The sequence below is a fragment of the Cupriavidus sp. HY129 genome (genome assembly GCF_059492215.1).
Map to the genome: position 1 here is coordinate 128,271 of NZ_CP083256.1, position 16,656 is coordinate 144,926.

The following is a 16,656-nucleotide window of genomic DNA, read 5'->3' on the forward strand; positions in this document are numbered from 1 at the left end:
AGCCGACGAATCGGCTCCTGAGAAGGAATTGCCTCAGCCGTTGCGGTCGAGGTCTTCGAGCATGCGCTGGCGATCGGCATTGCGTTGAACCCACATGCCGAAGGCGGCCAAACACAAGGCAAAACCAAGAACAAATGGTCCAAACATCACTTCTCTCCTTTCGCCAAGACTGCTCCTAGCGCAAATAGTACAGCAGCACCGAGGAGTAGGCACGCGGCGTTAATCACGACCGTGGCATTGATCGATTGCACGCCGGCAACGTATCCAGCGAAGCCAACGGAGCAGGCTGCGGACAGCGTATGGTAATAGCGACCATATGCCTGCATCTGATCCTTGGTTGGGTTGGTAAGGGCGTCGGCCAGCCGACTGAGCCAACCGTCGCCGGTGGCATGCTCGGTGTCGAGCCGATAGACAGCGTCCACCATGTGCACCAGCGGAACGGAACTGCCCCGTTGATGGGCCACGAGCGCATAGCCCTCGCCGGCATCGACCGCAGCTGTGACACGTGCCGCCATCCGCTTGGGAAGCTCGACAGTGTCATCCGTATGCAGCGTGGCAAACGCCGTGGTTTCTTCTCCGGAAGTGGAGTTGAACGTGACCTTAATCAGTCGACTCATGGCGTACTCCTTTCAACCGCGACGCCCGGCCACCACGCGAAGCGTGGCGACGAGGTTCGCGTAGCCCTGGTCGCTGGCCAACGATTCGACGGCGACAGCGTTTTCACGGCCGCCGGTCAAATCTTCACGGTTCCGACAAGTCCGGTACGACATGAGCACACCGCCTTCGGCGCCGGCGGGATGCTTGATCTCGACGAGCAACGAATCGGTGTGCAGCGCGAACACGTCGACCTCGCGGCGACGCTGACGATGCTCCCTGATCGTGAAATCGCGTGGGCGCAACGCCATGTCTCCGGCGACGCGGCGCAGAACGCGGCAAGCATCACGACGGATCTCCTGGCATGCCGCGGTGTTGGTCGACGGATGCCGACGGGTAAAGGATTTGGGGATTTTCATGGATATCCTGGATAAGGACGGGACATCCTTCCCCACGGGACGGTTGTCCCAGCTGGGTTGGTAGTCCGGCGATGCCGGACATGGTCGATGCGTCGAAGACGCGGGTGAAAGCGACTTGCCCAAGCCTCGGGGCTTGGGCAAGCCCTCTCGGGCTTGCGATAGGTTGGCCCGCGCGGCAAGCCGCGCAGGAGAGAACGAGATGGGACTCCGACTGGAGTCCGCTTAACGCGTAAGACGGTAGCCGTTACCCGACGACACGAGGTACAGCTGCTCGCCAGTCGTGAACTGCTGATCGGCATCCTGCGTGAGAACGATCTGGCTGCCATTCTCCTTGCGGACAACGACCTCGACGCCTGCACGCCGGTTGAGCTGCGAGGCAACGCCCTGCGCCAGCACCGCGGAAACGGTACCGGACATCGCACCTGCGACATAGCGGCCATTGCCGCCGCCAATCACACGCGCGCCGAGCAATCCACCGACCAACGCGCCGACAACACCGGGGATACCGCTGTTGGCCGACGAGTAGCCGTCACTGTCGATGATCGTCACCTGACGGAGACGAATGACAGTGACGACTTCCGCGGAACCCGTGCGGAGCGCTTCCGAACTGCGATAGCTGTTCGGAGACGTCTGCTGAGCTGCGCAGCCGGTGAAGATGATCGAAGCAAGGAAAAGCGAAGCGATACGCTTGAACATGATGGCCTCTTCAAAAAAATAAGGGCCAACATGCCTACGGGCAGGGTGGCCCGTAGGTGGGAGAAAAACAGATGTCCGGCTATACAACCGGAAAGGTCGATGCGTCTGAGACGCGGTAGGTGGAGCAATCTTAGCAGCGTTGCCGTGCTTTCAGCAACCGTTGATCGACGCGATCTCTTCGGCGTCCTGTTGCAGGATGCCGTACTCGATTACGGGGTCGACATCGCTGGCATAGCCCTCGCAAAACAGAGGGTTCATGATCTCCGTATCGTTGTGTACGAAAACGAGGCACGGTAGAAGATCGCCCATACCGTCGTCGCACATGGCGATGTGGAAGCCGATGCTGGGATATCGCGCATGGAACCGGGCGAGATCGTCCACGGTCGCGCCGTTTGCAGGTCGAGACAAGAAATGCTCCTAAAACGAGCACGCCCTATCGGGCAAGTGCCCGAGCGGGTGGATATGGAAGATGCCGCTGTGATCAGATGCGGCCGATCTCGCGGGCCAGCTGGTCGAGAATGGCTTCGACAATGCGCTCGCGCCGGGTCCGCTGCGCCAGCGCATTGAACGCGAGGTCGGGACTGAGATGCGCGAGCGCATCCACAATGCCAATCCAGGTCTCCGCGACCACAGCGATACGCACAACGTTGGCGCCAACCGGCGCCTTGCTGGCAATGCAGAGCAGCGCGTCGAAGCGCGAGAGGTCGAGCGCGTGCTTAAGCTCCATGCGCTGTTCGACATAGCTAGCGATGAGGAAGGAGCAGAACGCAGCAAGACCGACGTCGGCATCGGATGCCAGCGCCTGAATCCATTCCAGCGCGGCAGGCCGCACGTTCACGTAAAGCGAGTCGCCGCGCGGCACGCGGTCAACTTTGGCGAGCTGCCAGCCCCAGTCCGGTCCGATGGCATAGAACTGCACGAGCTTTCCGTCGAGGACCTGCGGCACGGCGTCGAACCACGTTGCACCGTCTTGCGCGGTCTCCACAAAGGCATTCCGGCTTTCGTCGAAAGCCAGGCCGCGTACGTACTCGCACAACTGGAGACCTTCGGTCCGCGTGAACAATGGGGAGCGCAGCGGTTGCCATGGCTTCCCATTGGAGAATGCGATCGCGACCAGCGATTTGGGTAGCCTTAGAGACGCCACGAAGATCTGGCGAAAGGCTGCGGGCGATTGAACTTGACTCATGAACGTGCTCCAAAAGATGTGGAGCACTCCGCCAGGGCAGGTGCCCCAACGGGATGAGAAAGATATGTGGCCGCGGCCACTGAGTCGATGCGCCTAAGGCGCGAGGTGTGGCTGCATAGTAGCAGCCAGGCACGCGCGATTGCAACGGCGCGCAAAAGAAAAAAGCCACTCCCGACGAAATCGGGAATGGCTGTTTAAACAGACTGGGCAGGCTTGCGCTTCGCTCGTGCTTTGCGTGCGCCAAGCTTGTAGCCGAAGCGCTCCCACACGACGGGATCAACGGGCAGCGGACTCGTTCTCCCCGTCAACAGGTTCACGAACGCGCCGCAGTTCTGCAGCGTGCCGGTGCGGAACAACGTCCAGAGCAGGTTATACGCCTGCACTGCGATCGCCATGTTGATCACCAAGGACTGCTTCTGCAGTGCCTCAGCCATCGAGCACGAAGGCGCGGTATCAGCCTTGTCCCCTTTCGGATCCAGCAGCTGCGGATACAGATCACCGACGTGCGGCAGGCGCTCCTTTGCCTTACCACCGATTTGACCGAGGATTACCTGACCGTCATCCGCGTTGTTGCCGCAGTCGAGGTAGTAACCACCGGCACCGCGCTGCATGGCACCGACAATCGCCTTGCGCGCGGCACGGCTATCGACGCAGCCGATCACCATGTCGCACACGAAGCGATCTCCCGACCCGACGCGCCGGGTATGCGCTTCCCAGCGCGTACCCATCAGGTTGTTGAGCCGGTTCACGATCAACGTCGCCTTGTACTGGCCCACGTCCACCGGATAGAAGCCCTGACGGCCGACGTTGGTCTCGCTGACGGTATCGTCATCGTAGACCGTGCAGTCGATGCCGCCGGGGTGGCCCAGCTCGAGCATCGCATGATGCAGGCGTGCAAGATTTGGCAGCAATGCGCTACCGGTACCGCCGGCGCCCACAACGGATACGCGCCAGGCCCGAAGCAGCATGTCCTCTGGAATGCGATGGACGAAGGTCATGCCGACACCTCCGCGCGCGCCGCGTCGTACCAACCGTGCGGGATGCGCTCGACGTTCTCGAAGATGCCCTTGGCACATAGGCGTAGAGCCAGCGATGGCACGGCGGCATTGCAGTTGCCGATCACGAAGGCAAACTTTACGTCGTGCCGGTCATCCGCATCGTCCGTTGCCGAAAAGAATGCCGGGTAGCGACCATGAGAATGGCAGTCGACCACCAGAACATCATCGGCACCGAGCCGGGGACGGTCGTACTTGAGGTGGCCAGTACCCTGCGCCAGGATCCGCAGCGGAACCAGGCGGAACTGCTGGGTACGGGCATTCCAGACCACGAACGCACCGGTTTCATTCGGATACGCAGCGCGCGCCATGTCGGTAAACTCACCGATGAGCGCCGGAGGCACGCGGCCGCAGCGCAGTTCCGTTACTTCGGTCGCATCGCCATACGGGATGGCGGTTTGATGCTGGAACTCGCCGAGCCGGCGAACAACGCGCAGCCACGGCCGCACGATCTCGAGGAACACACCGTTAGCAGCGATGAGCAATCGCTCACCTACCTGCTCCAGTGCCGGCAACGCGCCGTGGCGCGGCACCATCACCGAGGGAAACGACTGCTGCAAAGCCATATCAGCTGGATGCATGATTAGTTGTCCAGTTTGCCGGCGATTAGTTGCGCGAGCGTGAGTTTCATGGGAACGAGAACCTGCTTCGGAAAGTCCGGAAACTTACCGTCGAGCATGTCCTTCCAGAAGGCGTAGACACCGCGTTCGTACGCGACTCGTTTGCCGCCGTGATTGGGGTGGGTAAAGGCCGAGTTGAAGAAGCCCTCCTCCCAGCCAGAGATCGAAGCCACGTCGATCTGCTTTGGCACCTGCGCCGAGCCAATGCAGATCCTTCCGTGGTCCCAAGTGTTGAAGTAAGGCGGCTCGAACAAGGCGGTCTCCGGGCCCGGGCGATCCTCGCCCTGCAGGGCAAAGACGCTGAAGCCCGAATGCGACGCCTGAAACACTAGGGCTGGATGCGCGACGATCGCGTTACGCTCACCGAACTCCTCGCACTTGAAGAACACGCGGCGCGAGGCCGCAGGGCACCACCACGTGACAGTGGTGGCACTGATCGACAGTACATTCGGTGTCAGGAACTCGCCCTTGGGCAGCGCGTTCGCGGCAACCTGCCGAACCGCATGGATGAGAGCCATGCGGTTCAGCGGTACGCCAGCGCCAATCACCGGGCGCCCGGAGGCATCCGACACCATCCGATGGGCAGTCGCGTACGAGAACTGTCCGGGACCCTCCCCATAAAGCAAAATGGCCCCTTGGAGGGCCACGTCATGCGACCGCGACACGGTCAGGATTTCGGCCATGTGGCCCTCCTAGTCAGAGATAAGTGTGAGAACGCGATCAAGCGCAGCGATGATCTTGAACATGCCGCTCAAATCCTCGAACTGCTGCCGGATCGCCTTTGGCTCAACGGCGATGGGAATGAAGCACTGGAACAGTGTCGCGTCACCGCTGTTAGCGTACCCGTCATAAAGGTCGTCGAGCACCTGTGTGACGTAGTCCGACTCTGCATAGGCCAAGGTCGCCGCGGAGTGGGCCGGCTCAGCCCACTGTGAGTCAGCAACGGCCGAGCGGTCGCGCTGTCGTTTGACCGCGAGATTCAACTCCGCCAGCGCCACGCAAACATCCTTGAGCCAACCATGCTGGCTTCGGGCCAGCTCGTAGAGCTTCCTGCTGCCAACGGTCTTTAGCTTGCGCGACTCCGGGTACGCATGACAGAACGGTGGAAGCACGTCGTCGGGCGCGAGCTCGGGACGGACGGCCGATGGCAGATACCGTGCGATGTCGCCTTCATCCATGCCACAGCCATTCTTGAGAAACTCACGCGCATCATCGTCGTTGGCCAGGGTGCAGTCGTACTCCCAGTGCCAGCGCGCGAACAGGTCGAGCAAGACATCCGGTGTACGAAGGTGCAACGATTTCGAGCTGGCCAGATTGATCAGCGACATGGCGGTGTAGAGCAGGTAGGGATGCACTGCACGCAGCGCATCTGCCCGGGCCTTGCCAATGAAATAGACCTCATCGCCAGGCAGGTCGATGGCCAGGTAAAGCGATGCATCCACTTGGTCATCCCAGCCAAACTGCATCAGCTGATCCTTCGCCGCATTGAGGTCGACAAGCGAGAAGCTGAAGTTCAGCCTGCGGCAGGTAGGCATTCGCGCGGCCAGCCACGCAAACATCGCCTGCGCGAACGCATCCGCGGCGCTGGTCGGATTGACGACGTCACTGGCTCGAAGCACGCCAGTCTCGAATTGCGCGCGAGCAAGTTCGAGCGCATCGGGCTCGTCACCGAACGACAGGAACGCACGACCGGGGGTCTCCGCCGCGATGGCCGGGAGCGTCAGAAAACCATGGGAAGGTCGATGTCTGGCAGCGGGATGCTGTCGCGCAAACGACCATCCGGGTTGTCCTCCATCGAGCGCTGGAACAAACGACCGAGGATCGAACAGCATTGTTGAGTCTCCTCAGAATGTAAAAAAACCGCCCTCTCGGGCGGCTTCGTAGTGGAAGAGAACTGGCCTGACGCCAGCGCTTTCATCAAGTCAGATTTGCGCATACGCGCCCTTGGCGCCGGCAGCGCGCACAAAGGTAAATCGAGCAACACCGTCCTTTACCTCCGGACCATCCACCGCAGCGGTGGTCAGCTCGGGGTATTGCGCGGAGTAGACATCGCGAACCTGGTCCGGCGTGAACGCAGCACCGGGATCCATGAACGTCATGCCGTTGTACGAGAACTGTCGGATCAGCTTGACGATTTCGAGTGCCATGATGGGCTCCTTAAAGCAGGGATGAGAGATCGGTGCCCGAGGGCACCATGGTGCCCGGTTCGGCCTTGGCTTCGGTCTGCGTGTCGCCCTTCGTAGTGCTACCGCGTACCGCAACCTCTCCCGCATCGTTGTCATCGTCATCGTTGCCATCGCTCGAACCCGATCCCGACGCCGCCTTGGCCAGTGCCTTCGTCGCTTTGGACGACTGCGTGGTCTTGGCTGCATCGAGAATCGACTTCGTTGCTTCGGCCTGCTCCGCCAGAGAGCGATGCGCTGCCGTGACGCTCGTGACCGCGTTGGCAAACTCGGCGTCCAGCTCTGCCGCCGTTGCGGACAACACGACTGGCGTCGTCAGCGCGGCATCTGCGGCATTCTTGATAACGGGCATGACGACAGCCGACATGGTGTCGCCTTGCATCGTGAGCGTGATCACGACCTTGTCGCTCGCGCGAACGAGCGGTACCAATTCAGTGAACATGGTGAGTCCTTTGGGGAAATGGAAAGACAGATAGGCGCCATGAGCGCCCATCCAAACTGTGAAGAGTGAAGTTCGGTCAGAAGCCCAAAACCTTGGGCACCTTCCCGGTGTAGTCGAAACCGTCCACCGCCAGCAGGCCGGCGATGACTTCGGGCTTCGATTTGTTGAACAGCTTGGCAAAGCCGTCGCCCAGCGCTTTGCGGATACCCAACTCGTCGGCGAGAACCTTCATCTCCGACTTGGTGAGCATCTCGAGGAAGTCCTGCGCCTTCTGCAGGTTCCAGTGCAGCTTGAGATCGAGCTTGTGATAACGGCACAGGTCACGAAGACTCGTCACGTCCATCCCGTCGATCGCCGCCACCGTCGTTGCAACAGTCAGCTGCTGGCGCTTGCCAGGGTCCAGCGCCTGTACCGCCGTCAGACAGCCGGGGAACGTAGAAGACGCCTTCTGCTCGGTAAGCTTCTCGAAGAACTTGCCCATCGTGTCGCCAGTGATGGTACGTGCAAGCCCGTGCAAGGCAATCGAGATCAGGTACGCGTTGGCGAGTTCGGCATTCTGCGCGACTTCCTTGCGCAGCGCCTTGCGCCAGACATCGGTCCGATAGGCTTTCACCTTCTCGGATTCACTGATCGACGTAACGGGCTTCTCTGCAGGTGCAGTGGCCTTGCCCGCCGCACCCTTGGCGGTAGCAGGCTTGTCGGAAGAGGAGCTGCTGCTCGCGGGCGCTTGCGTGGCCGCTTTCGCGTCGCGCTCGGCCTTGATGCGAGCCGCGACCTTCTGCGAATTGCAGGCGGTATCGAAGCACTGGCCGCCATAGACCTTGCCGAGAGAGCCCGGGAGGCCACTGACGGCGGCGCCAAAATTCTGGCAGCCGTGGCACGCCTTGGCTTGTTCCTCACCAACGCCAGTGGGACCCTCGACCAGCAGTTGAACGCGGGTCTCGTTGTCCCCCGCGCGCACGATCCGAATGACCTGGTACTCGTCCTTCAGCCCATAGGCAATGCCTTCGAGCTTCCGGTCGGTCTTCTCCGTATAGCATGCGCGATTGGTACAGTTGCCCGTCGCGATCGCCTCGCCGAACATCTCCGTCTGCAACGAAGAATTGTGCTGGCAGGTCGTGCACTGCGTCTTCTCGAAGATGGCCTTCTCGAGGCTGCACGCGGCGGCCTCGATGGTCTTCTTCAATTCCGCAACTGCTTTCTTCTCGCTCACGATGACGGGCAGCAGCTTATCTTGCGTGCCCTTCTCGAGCGTCGCCAGCAGCTCGGCATGCCCCAGCTGGATCGTGCGGGTATTGAGCGCCTCCAGAACGGATTCGCTGCAGTTCATCAGCGCGAGGCGCTTGTCGAGCGTCGATCGCGACCAGCCGAGCTGACGAGCCGCCTCATCGCGGTCCCCCTGCAGCCAGCCCACAATCTTGGCCGCTTGCACTGCCTCCTCGGAAGGAGCCATGTCGGCACGCTGGATATTCTCGATGAGCGCAAAGCTATCTGCTTCGGCATCGGTCATGGCCATGATGATGACAGGAACGGGATAGTCTTCGCCGTGGGCCGAAAGCGCTGCGCGGTAGCGGCGTTCACCTGCAACTACCTCGTACTCGCGGCCGCTCTCGTCTTCTTCCACGGGGCGAATCAGGAGGGACTGAAGCACGCCATTGACCCGGACGGACTCGGTGAGCTCGGCCATTTCGGCAGGATCGAAGTACTTGCGCGGATTACGGCCAGGACGGATCTTGCCAACAACTACGGTCGGAGTTTGCATTTTCTGGGTTCTCGCGAAATGGGGAACCCGTTGCCGCACCGGGAACGTGGTTCCCGATGGGATGGAAGGATGGACTACCAGGCTATGCTGGCCGGCCACCGTACTGCAAAAGCTGGCACCGGAAGGTGCGGGGTCGATGCGTCTAGGACGCGGTAGGTGCCGAGAAGAATACCTAAATTTTGTTTAACAGGCAATCGCTAAAGTGCCCCAGCAATACCGGCCCCGGTAGCAGATCTCGCAGGATCGCAGTCGCACCTCCAAATCTGTGACTCCGAGGCCCTACGCCATCCTGGGCGAGCCCTATCCCATCGACGCTATGTTCGGTAACACACGGAAGCCGACCCATGGGCCTCATTATTTTCCAGCCACGACGTAAACTTTTCCGACATAAACAAGATTTCATAAACTAGCCGCTCCTATGGACGTTAATGCTCTCACAATGGCGCATCAAGTCATCACCATGCTCGAATTCTACCGAGCACATTACGCGGACTCACAGGTCTTTGTCGATAAAAAACGAGAACTCGTAATGTCTCTAAAGAATATTTCCTCTACGGGCGTCGATGACGCCCCATTCATATCGGCGTTCTCTGATGCAATAGACAAGCTGTAATTGAGGCTTTCAGCAATACCATTAGCATCTACCGATGCTCCTGAGAGATTATAAAATGACGAAACCTTTCACGCTCTTTAATGCAGCCGCGCTTGGTAAGTCTCAACCAATTGTTGATGTCGGCGAGCCGGAACCGGTCGTTGGAATTGCGACAGATGACTATATCATTGCGCTCGCGAACCTAACTAACATAGTCGTGAGTCTTCAGCGAATGAAGGTGGGAAATAATCCGTGGACGGCCTTCACACCCATGGCTCCAATAGGAAGAACATGCAGCTACGGCGACCCAAAAAAATGTGCTGACGAGGGAAAGTACCAGAAAGTCACCGTTATCGGATGCGGAGGGGCTAGTTTCTCCATCGAGCTTCGGAATCACGACGGCGAAGGCGCAGTGTGGGATGGGTTGTATGCTGACTGTCAGTATGGCGGCGGCGTTTTATTTCTCGTCCCATGAATTCGCCTTAAAGACCGCGAGGACCTCTGTCGACCGAACCTGTAATCTTCACTAGTATCGGACTAGATTAAGATTCAAAAAAAAAGCCCCTCACAAGGAGGGGCTGGTAGGAACGGGTCCATCTGAGAGAGCCTGTAGCGGGGTCGTGCTACAGAGATCATCTTATCGTCGAACCCGCTCCCCGCAGGAGGCGAAAGCTCGCCAATTTTGCGGGTGTTTTGCGGTTAGAACAGCGCGAGCTGGTCGTCAGGCACAAGGACCCGCAGTGCCGCTGCGGGAATGGGTGTTCCGTCAGCGCGAAACGCCTCGTCGGCCGCACGGTCGCCGACCTCCGTCTCATTCACGCGCTTCGCACTCTGGAGCAGCTCCCGCATGGCCTCGGCCCTCCGGCGAAACCTGAGCTTCTCGCCCCAGCCTCCCACGACATGTGCCGGCGTGAACCAGGTAGACCAGGCCTCCACCGACAGCGCGTTGCCGTGAATGACGATCGCGGGGATGTGCAGCAGCGCCAACTGGACATACGTCATGTGCACGCACCGCGGATCGATATCGATGCACGTGGCGTGCATCGTCTGCTGGTAATTGTGCCCCGCATCGTGCAGTGCATCGGCACAGGCAATCACCATGCCGCCCGCGCCACACGCTGGCTCGCTGAGCGTCACGAAACCATCGCGCTGGACGAACGGAGCACCATCTCCTATGTTCATTCGCGCCATGAGCCGCGAAACGGGGTACGGTGTGAAGAACTGCCCCGCCTTGTCGTTACCGAGCTCAAGCATCATGTACGTCTGACCAAGGACATCGGCCAGACCGTCGCCGTTGGGCACCCATCCCTGCACCAAATCCTCGAACGTCTGGACCAGCGCCCCAAACATCTGTGGGAAGCGCTCGCGATCCACGCGCTCGTATCGCCTGACGATCTCTTTGTACCGTTTCTCACGAGCCTCGGCGTGGTGGCGATCAACGGAATTGCTGATGGACAGGGCTGCGATCTCCACGAAATCGGAGAACACCTCGTGTACCGAGTATCGGTGGCCGAACTGCTTGAAGAGCGACAGCAAGACCTTGTGCGGCTCGCTAGCACTGCCTTCGAACCTCCGTTTGGCGGCGCGACTCATCGTAACCGCTCACGCAGAAATGGGTACGCGGCCGAGGTGGGACTGGCAATCTGTGTATGTATTCGGGGCATTTCAATCGGCTTTTTTTGGCCGGGGAAACGCACCCTCCGGGACGAATCCCGGCAGGGTTGAAGAACTGAATTAGTGCAGACGGTAAGCCGTCGTGACAGGCGTGAAGCCCATGGCCCACCATTGGGCGATGGGATGGTTGGGAAACTGCGGGATCTGGCCGCTCCGGAACACGTCCGGTACCAGCGCGAGTGCTTCCGGGCGGGCCATTACAGTCGCCCGCCATTTCCCTTGAAGCTCGAGCCAGGTCAGCTCGGCGCGTGCGATGTGGTCCCACTGCATCGGGAGCATGGCCTCGTCGAAGCGCTTCGCTCCCTCGGCCGTCATGACGGCTACGACTTCGTGGTAGCGCCCGAGTTCGTGCGGAAAGCCGCAACGAACGAATCGGAGATCCTCGGGATCGGGGTTATCGAAGATCCGCTGCAGCTGGCGGATGTACACGGCGCACTCGCGCCGCGAGCGCTCGCTGTAATCTTCGTGGCCAACCTGTGCGCACGATTCCTCCGCCGGCACGGGGCCGACTTCGATGCGGATAGTTCTGGGGTAAGACATGGTGCGTTTCCTATGCGGATATGGGAAACGCCCCGGCCGGGACGTTTCCCGGTTAGGAGGGGGGCCGCGCGCGAGCCCGGTAAAGGACTGCGCGCGGCGATGCTCAGGCCAGATGGCCAGAGAGATGCGAGAACTTCGACAACACCCAGGCGGCGGCCACCACGAGGACGGCCGCTGCGAGAGAGGTCAGTTGGAAGTACAGCAGTGCGAGGCTTGCAGTCGTCACGATGAAGAACAGCGCGGCGAACAGGATCACGACCAGCGCAGCAACGGCGATGGCGGTCTCACGGGTCTCGATAACAGGCATGATGGCTCCAGAGAAAGTGGAGCCATGACCCATAGGGGACAAAAGCCCCAATGGGTGGAAGAAAAGCAGATGGCCGGTACGCCGGCAGGTGTCGATGCGCAGTAGCGCGGAGAATCGGACGAATCTTACCTCGCCTTCCGACAACCTACAACACCACGACGCCTACCGCTTCCCTGCGGCGTGCCGGGCGAGACGATTTGCCTCACGGAGGCGATTCACCACGGCCCAGCGACGTTGCTCGACCTCTTCTGGGTTCTCCAGATTGGAATAGTCCTGCACGGGACCGTCCCCGACGAAAGGCACATAGTCTTCGGGAAGCCGGCCGTCAGCTTTGGCTTTTTCCCGCTGCAGGCGCCCAAGCCCGTCGGTACTCTCTGTAATGGCGACGTAGTCCCACCGCGTCGGGACGGCATCCTCCGCGAACCAAACCTCGCCTTCGCCCTTCCCCACGATTGCAACGACGTCATAGATGCTCCCTACGGGAGAGGGGTTCGCCCGAACCTCAAACCGCAGAACGTCGGGCCGCGGATGCCAGAACACGCGGTCCAGGTAGCGCTTGAAGATGAACGCGTCCAACCGCGCAATCTCGCCATATTGCGGCTCGCCTGGGGCAATGAACTGCGGCTCGTTCTTCGGGCGGTTGCCGAGCGATACCTCGCGGGCCATCGATGTAGTGACTTGGGACATGGGTTTTCGGTAAAAGGCGCACGAAATTCTATCCCTTTCGCGGCCTACGCCCGCTTTTCTGCCTTGAAAATGTTTGGCGGCGAACTTCGCCCGCCGGCGGCCTTGACTTCGATGTGGCCCCGGTATCTTGGTCCTAGACCCATTTACCTTAGCCGCCATGCGATTCACCCGATTCGGACGCCACTCCCCCATCAACTTCAATACCCGCCGCCAAGCCGCCTTCGCTCGCAAACAGCAGCGTGAGCGCGAGCGGTACCCGCTCTTCGCCGAGCATGTCGCCGCCGAGCAGCATTCTGCTGATGACGAGTTGGCGCGCCGGCAGCGACGTTCGGACCGGCTCGAAGCGTCCACGCGTGACCACCAGGCCCGTGTCTGGCGGCAGAAGCGCGCGGTCTACTTCTCTCTCACCCCAGAACAGCAAGCCGAAGTCCGCGCCAAGTGGCTGGCCTGGACAGGCCCCACCACCGCGTTCTATTTCGCTTACATCGTAGACAACATCAGTGGCGAGGCCGCACGACGCGACGAGGTGCTTCGCGCCCGCACGCTGGAAGTGCGGCGCCGCGTCCTCGCGAACATGCCCGAGCAAGTCGCTTTGGAGATGGCATGACGCCGACCACTGAGCAGGAACAGGTTGTGGAAACCGTCCGCGGCGGTGGCCCCGTCAAGGTCAAAGCCTACGCCGGCGCTGGCAAGACATCGACGTTGCGCATGGCCGCAGAAGCCCGCGGCCGCGCGCGCGGCCTCTACCTCGCATTCAACAAGGAGATCGCCAACGAGGCGGCCCGCAAGTTTCCGCAGAACACGCGCTGCCGCACCGTGCACTCCCTTGCATATAGCGGCACACGCCCGGAGATCACCCGCAAGCTGCGCAATCCCGTCGAGCCGCCCCACCAACTGGCGCTGCGCTATGGCTTGGGCAAGCTGCACCTGCCGACGACGATCGGCAAGGATCTGGAGCTGAGCCCGAGCAAGGTCGCACGCATGGTGATGGACGGAGCAGCCCGCTTTTGCCGGTCGGCCCAGGCCGAGCCGCTGGCATGGCACATCCCGGTCGACGCGATCGTGAAGGACGATGAAGCCGAGCACCTGCGCGAAGCCCTCCTGCCTTCGGTGAAACGTCTCTGGTCGGAATATCTCGATCCGGCCGCGCCTTCGGCAATCGGTCACGATACGTACGTAAAACTCTGGCAACTCAGCAGGCCCCGCATCGGCGCCGACTTCATCCTGTTCGATGAAGCGCAGGACGCCGACGGCTTGATGCTCTCTGTGCTGCGGGCCCAGCAATGCCAGGTGATTTACGTCGGTGATCCCTACCAGCAGATCTACGAATGGCGCGGCGCGGTCAACGCCATGGACCATATCCGCGCGCCGGAATGCGCCCTCACCGAGTCGTTCCGATTCGGGCCTGCGATCGCACAGTTGGCCAGTCGTGTCCTCGCGCTGATGGACGAAGACACGCCCGTGCGCGGCCAGAACGGAGTCGCTTCCCGCATCCTGCACGAGTCCGCCCTCGGACAAGAACGATTCGACGCGGTTCTGTGCCGAAAGAACGCTACGGTCCTGACTCACCTGGCCCAAGGCATCGGCCGCGGCGATCGCGTCGCGGTGCGCGCCAACGTCGACGAACTGCGGGCCTTTGCGGACGGGGCGGAGCAGCTCATGCGCGGCCAGCGAATCGGGTATCCGGCCACTCTCGCCCTCTTCGAAACGTGGGAAGAGGTGCAGGAATATGCAGAGTCTTTCGCTGGCCGGGATCTTAAGCCGCTGGTCACGCTGATCGACAACGAGGGAGTGGATTACCTGCGGCTGATCCTCACCCGCGTATCGCCCGAGGACGAAGCCGACTACATCGTTTCAACCGTACACCGGGCCAAAGGCCTCGAATGGGACCGCGTGCAGCTGGCAGGGGATTTCAAATTCAAGAACGGCGACGACGGCAAGCTGACCATGGCGCCGGAAGAAATGCGGCTGCTCTACGTCGCCATGACCCGCGCCAAGCACGTACTGGATGTAAGCGAGATCCGCCGCGACCTGTACACGATGTTCCGTGAAGCCGGCGTCTAGAGAGGAAACATATGATCACCGTGCGGATTGGCGGGAACGAGTTCCCCCTGGACGATGTACTGGACGACCCCGGCCGCTACGCGCGCCACCTCGAGCGCGCCAAGAAAATCCAAGGCTTTGCTGAATGCGGGTGCGGCACGCAACGGCCCAGGCCGAAGCTCGTGATCCGCCGCCACCGGGACATTTTTCTGCTTGCCCGATGGCCAGAACAGGCGCACCAACACGCGGCGGCCTGCCCGTTCAACCGGCAGACGCTGGCCAAGTCGGGGCCGGCCGATGACCTCGATGCCTTCCGGCTCAAGGACGGCCATCATGACATCCGGCTCGGGGTAGCGCTGAGCGTCAGCACGCGTACGCCAGCGGCAACCGTCCAGCGGTCTGCGCAGGGCCAAAGCAGCAAGCCCCAGCGGCGCTCCGCCGGGCTGCTGGCGTTCCTTGAGTATGCCTGGGAGCAGGCCGGGCTGAACGTGTGGCCCGGAACCGGCTATCGCGGTTGGACGGCTTGCTGGTCACAACTGACCACCGAACTTGCGGGATGCCGGATCAACGGGACGTCTGCCGACGGTTTGCTCCACATCGTTCAGCGATGGGATCCCAGTCGCAAAGCGGAAATCCTTGCCGAGTTCGACGCTTGGCAGGCCCGGCTCACCCCCACGGCCGCCGGCAACCCGCGCGGCATCGTCATTGGCCAGCTTGAATCCCACGAACCCTCACAGTACGGCGGCAAACTCGTATTGCGACAGAGCCGGCAACGCTATTTCCTCAATGCGGACCTTTATGCGCGCCTGCAGAGTTCGTTTGGCAGCGCCTTGTCCGCCGTGGGCAGGGACGACCAGCGCTGCGTTGCAATCCTACTGGTAGAGATGTCCAAGGGCGGCTATCTGCGGGTGGTCGACGTCGCGGCGATGCTGACCAACAGCCATTTCGTGCCGTGTGACTCGTCGCATGAAATCGCCATGGCCGATCGCCTGATCGCCGAGCGTCGGGCGTTCCGCAAGCCGCTGCGCCATATCGGCCGGGCTGCCACTCACCCGGACTTCATCTTGACCGATGCAGCTCCGGAGGTGGTCATCGAGGTCCTCGGCATGTCCGGCAATGCAGACTATGACGCGCGCATTGCCGAGAAGCGGTCGCAGTACCGCGCCTCAGGCGTTCCGTTCCTTGAGTGGAACGTCAAGTCCGGTCCGGTCGCCAGCGTCCATCTGCCACCCGCGAACCGAAGAAATGACGGCGCCTGATATCGCATCGGCAGCGCTGGTTGACCGTGAATACGCCGGCGCGTTGGATCTGGTCCAGCGCTTTCGCGCCGCCTCGGTAGCGCTGCTGCAGCGGCATTTGCAGATTGGCCCCGATGTGGCCGAATCGTTGCTGCTTCGCATGTCGCGGGAGACAACGCTCGTACGCAGGATGCCAGATGGGCTCTACCTCTTCGTCGGCGAAATCATCGGCAACGAACTGCAGGCTTTCCACGGTTTCGCCCGCGAGGTCCTAACGGCAATCACCGTAGGTCGCATCGACGCCGAGCAACTCCGCGCTGCTGCCGACCGTTACGGCATTACGCCGCAAGTCTTGACTTCGTTGCCGCCTCGATAGGCTGATGAGGTAACCCGGCGCGTTGCACCCAACACCCCGCGCCTCCATACGCAGCCCGACCATATGGAAAAACATATCGTACGAGAAAACATACCCTCTGGAGCCGAGTCGCCGTCGCTTGTCAGTATCGGCCGCGGGCCCATCGCCGCACGAGCCAAAGGCGGCTACCTAGTGCATTTGGTGGACCTCGCCACAGGCCTTGCGCTATGCGGACACAAGCCGCGCCATACGGCCAAGCGCAT

21 protein-coding genes are annotated in these 16,656 nt (G+C 61.2%); 5 read left to right on the forward strand and 16 right to left on the reverse strand.

The features are described 5' to 3' along the window. Window positions 1-146 precede the first annotated feature (146 nt). The 12 genes from K6G35_RS29510 to K6G35_RS29565 form a co-directional block, all read right to left on the reverse strand. Window positions 147-617, reverse strand: a complete 471-nt coding sequence (locus tag K6G35_RS29510) for a hypothetical protein (protein ID WP_011239951.1) — start codon at window positions 615-617, stop codon at window positions 147-149. A 12-nt stretch (window positions 618-629) separates the two neighbouring features. Further along, the gene (locus tag K6G35_RS29515) at window positions 630-1,013 is read right to left on the reverse strand and encodes a hypothetical protein (protein WP_011239950.1); all 384 of its coding nucleotides are present in this window, start codon (window positions 1,011-1,013) and stop codon (window positions 630-632) included. Between the two features lie 222 nt (window positions 1,014-1,235). Then, window positions 1,236-1,709, reverse strand: a complete 474-nt coding sequence (locus K6G35_RS29520; RefSeq protein ID WP_011239949.1) for an outer membrane lipoprotein — start codon at window positions 1,707-1,709, stop codon at window positions 1,236-1,238. A 150-nt stretch (window positions 1,710-1,859) separates the two neighbouring features. Further along, entirely contained in the window at window positions 1,860-2,117 is a 258-nt protein-coding gene (locus tag K6G35_RS29525) for a hypothetical protein (protein WP_152560226.1), read from the reverse strand. A gap of 73 nt (window positions 2,118-2,190) precedes the next feature. Beyond that, window positions 2,191-2,895, reverse strand: a complete 705-nt coding sequence (locus K6G35_RS29530; protein WP_029309947.1) for a hypothetical protein — start codon at window positions 2,893-2,895, stop codon at window positions 2,191-2,193. Between the two features lie 194 nt (window positions 2,896-3,089). Next, complete coding sequence (locus tag K6G35_RS29535; protein WP_011239947.1) at window positions 3,090-3,893, reverse strand: PRTRC system ThiF family protein; 804 nt, start codon at window positions 3,891-3,893, stop codon at window positions 3,090-3,092. After that, entirely contained in the window at window positions 3,890-4,531 is a 642-nt protein-coding gene (locus K6G35_RS29540) for a PRTRC system protein A (protein ID WP_011514884.1), read from the reverse strand. The genes K6G35_RS29535 and K6G35_RS29540 overlap by 4 nt, the downstream gene beginning before the upstream one ends. Before the next feature lie 2 nt (window positions 4,532-4,533). Then, the gene (locus K6G35_RS29545) at window positions 4,534-5,253 is read right to left on the reverse strand and encodes a PRTRC system protein B (RefSeq protein WP_011239945.1); all 720 of its coding nucleotides are present in this window, start codon (window positions 5,251-5,253) and stop codon (window positions 4,534-4,536) included. 9 nt (window positions 5,254-5,262) lie between these two features. Then, on the reverse strand, window positions 5,263-6,402 hold the full coding sequence (locus K6G35_RS29550; protein WP_011239944.1) for a PRTRC system protein F: 1,140 nt from the start codon (window positions 6,400-6,402) through the stop codon (window positions 5,263-5,265). A 90-nt stretch (window positions 6,403-6,492) separates the two neighbouring features. Then, entirely contained in the window at window positions 6,493-6,717 is a 225-nt protein-coding gene (locus K6G35_RS29555; RefSeq protein ID WP_011514885.1) for a PRTRC system protein C, read from the reverse strand. A gap of 10 nt (window positions 6,718-6,727) precedes the next feature. Continuing rightward, window positions 6,728-7,195 (reverse strand): PRTRC system protein E, encoded by a 468-nt coding sequence (locus K6G35_RS29560; RefSeq protein WP_011239943.1) that lies wholly within the window; start codon window positions 7,193-7,195, stop codon window positions 6,728-6,730. 76 nt (window positions 7,196-7,271) lie between these two features. Further along, window positions 7,272-8,957 carry a PRTRC system ParB family protein gene (locus K6G35_RS29565; protein ID WP_495677168.1) on the reverse strand — a complete coding sequence of 562 codons (1,686 nt, stop codon included), beginning with the start codon at window positions 8,955-8,957 and terminating at the stop codon, window positions 7,272-7,274. A gap of 668 nt (window positions 8,958-9,625) precedes the next feature. Between K6G35_RS29565 and K6G35_RS29570 the strand changes: the two genes are divergently transcribed. Next, window positions 9,626-10,024 carry a hypothetical protein gene (locus K6G35_RS29570; RefSeq protein WP_152560225.1) on the forward strand — a complete coding sequence of 133 codons (399 nt, stop codon included), beginning with the start codon at window positions 9,626-9,628 and terminating at the stop codon, window positions 10,022-10,024. A gap of 224 nt (window positions 10,025-10,248) precedes the next feature. Here K6G35_RS29570 and K6G35_RS29575 read toward each other — a convergent pair whose 3' ends face one another. The 4 genes from K6G35_RS29575 to K6G35_RS29590 all read right to left on the reverse strand — a co-directional run bounded on the left by K6G35_RS29575 (window position 10,249) and on the right by K6G35_RS29590 (window position 12,757). Further along, window positions 10,249-11,142 carry an N-6 DNA methylase gene (locus K6G35_RS29575; protein WP_011239941.1) on the reverse strand — a complete coding sequence of 298 codons (894 nt, stop codon included), beginning with the start codon at window positions 11,140-11,142 and terminating at the stop codon, window positions 10,249-10,251. Window positions 11,143-11,283: 141 nt separating this feature from the next. Beyond that, window positions 11,284-11,763 (reverse strand): hypothetical protein, encoded by a 480-nt coding sequence (locus K6G35_RS29580; protein ID WP_011239940.1) that lies wholly within the window; start codon window positions 11,761-11,763, stop codon window positions 11,284-11,286. A gap of 103 nt (window positions 11,764-11,866) precedes the next feature. Continuing rightward, window positions 11,867-12,070 carry a hypothetical protein gene (locus K6G35_RS29585; RefSeq protein ID WP_231138460.1) on the reverse strand — a complete coding sequence of 68 codons (204 nt, stop codon included), beginning with the start codon at window positions 12,068-12,070 and terminating at the stop codon, window positions 11,867-11,869. A gap of 162 nt (window positions 12,071-12,232) precedes the next feature. Further along, window positions 12,233-12,757, reverse strand: coding sequence for a hypothetical protein (locus K6G35_RS29590; protein WP_017510437.1), 525 nt, complete (start codon window positions 12,755-12,757; stop codon window positions 12,233-12,235). Between the two features lie 157 nt (window positions 12,758-12,914). Between K6G35_RS29590 and K6G35_RS29595 the strand changes: the two genes are divergently transcribed. Genes K6G35_RS29595 through K6G35_RS29610 form a run of 4 tightly spaced genes read left to right on the forward strand, consistent with a single transcriptional unit; the run spans window position 12,915 to window position 16,414 of the window. Beyond that, complete coding sequence (locus K6G35_RS29595; protein WP_011239938.1) at window positions 12,915-13,364, forward strand: hypothetical protein; 450 nt, start codon at window positions 12,915-12,917, stop codon at window positions 13,362-13,364. Beyond that, on the forward strand, window positions 13,361-14,821 hold the full coding sequence (locus K6G35_RS29600; protein ID WP_011239937.1) for a 3'-5' exonuclease: 1,461 nt from the start codon (window positions 13,361-13,363) through the stop codon (window positions 14,819-14,821). Before K6G35_RS29595 ends, K6G35_RS29600 begins: the two co-directional genes overlap by 4 nt. A gap of 11 nt (window positions 14,822-14,832) precedes the next feature. Then, window positions 14,833-16,059 (forward strand): DUF1173 family protein, encoded by a 1,227-nt coding sequence (locus K6G35_RS29605; protein ID WP_251165162.1) that lies wholly within the window; start codon window positions 14,833-14,835, stop codon window positions 16,057-16,059. Continuing rightward, window positions 16,046-16,414, forward strand: a complete 369-nt coding sequence (locus K6G35_RS29610; RefSeq protein ID WP_251165163.1) for a hypothetical protein — start codon at window positions 16,046-16,048, stop codon at window positions 16,412-16,414. Before K6G35_RS29605 ends, K6G35_RS29610 begins: the two co-directional genes overlap by 14 nt. The last annotated feature ends 242 nt before the right edge of the window (window positions 16,415-16,656 follow it).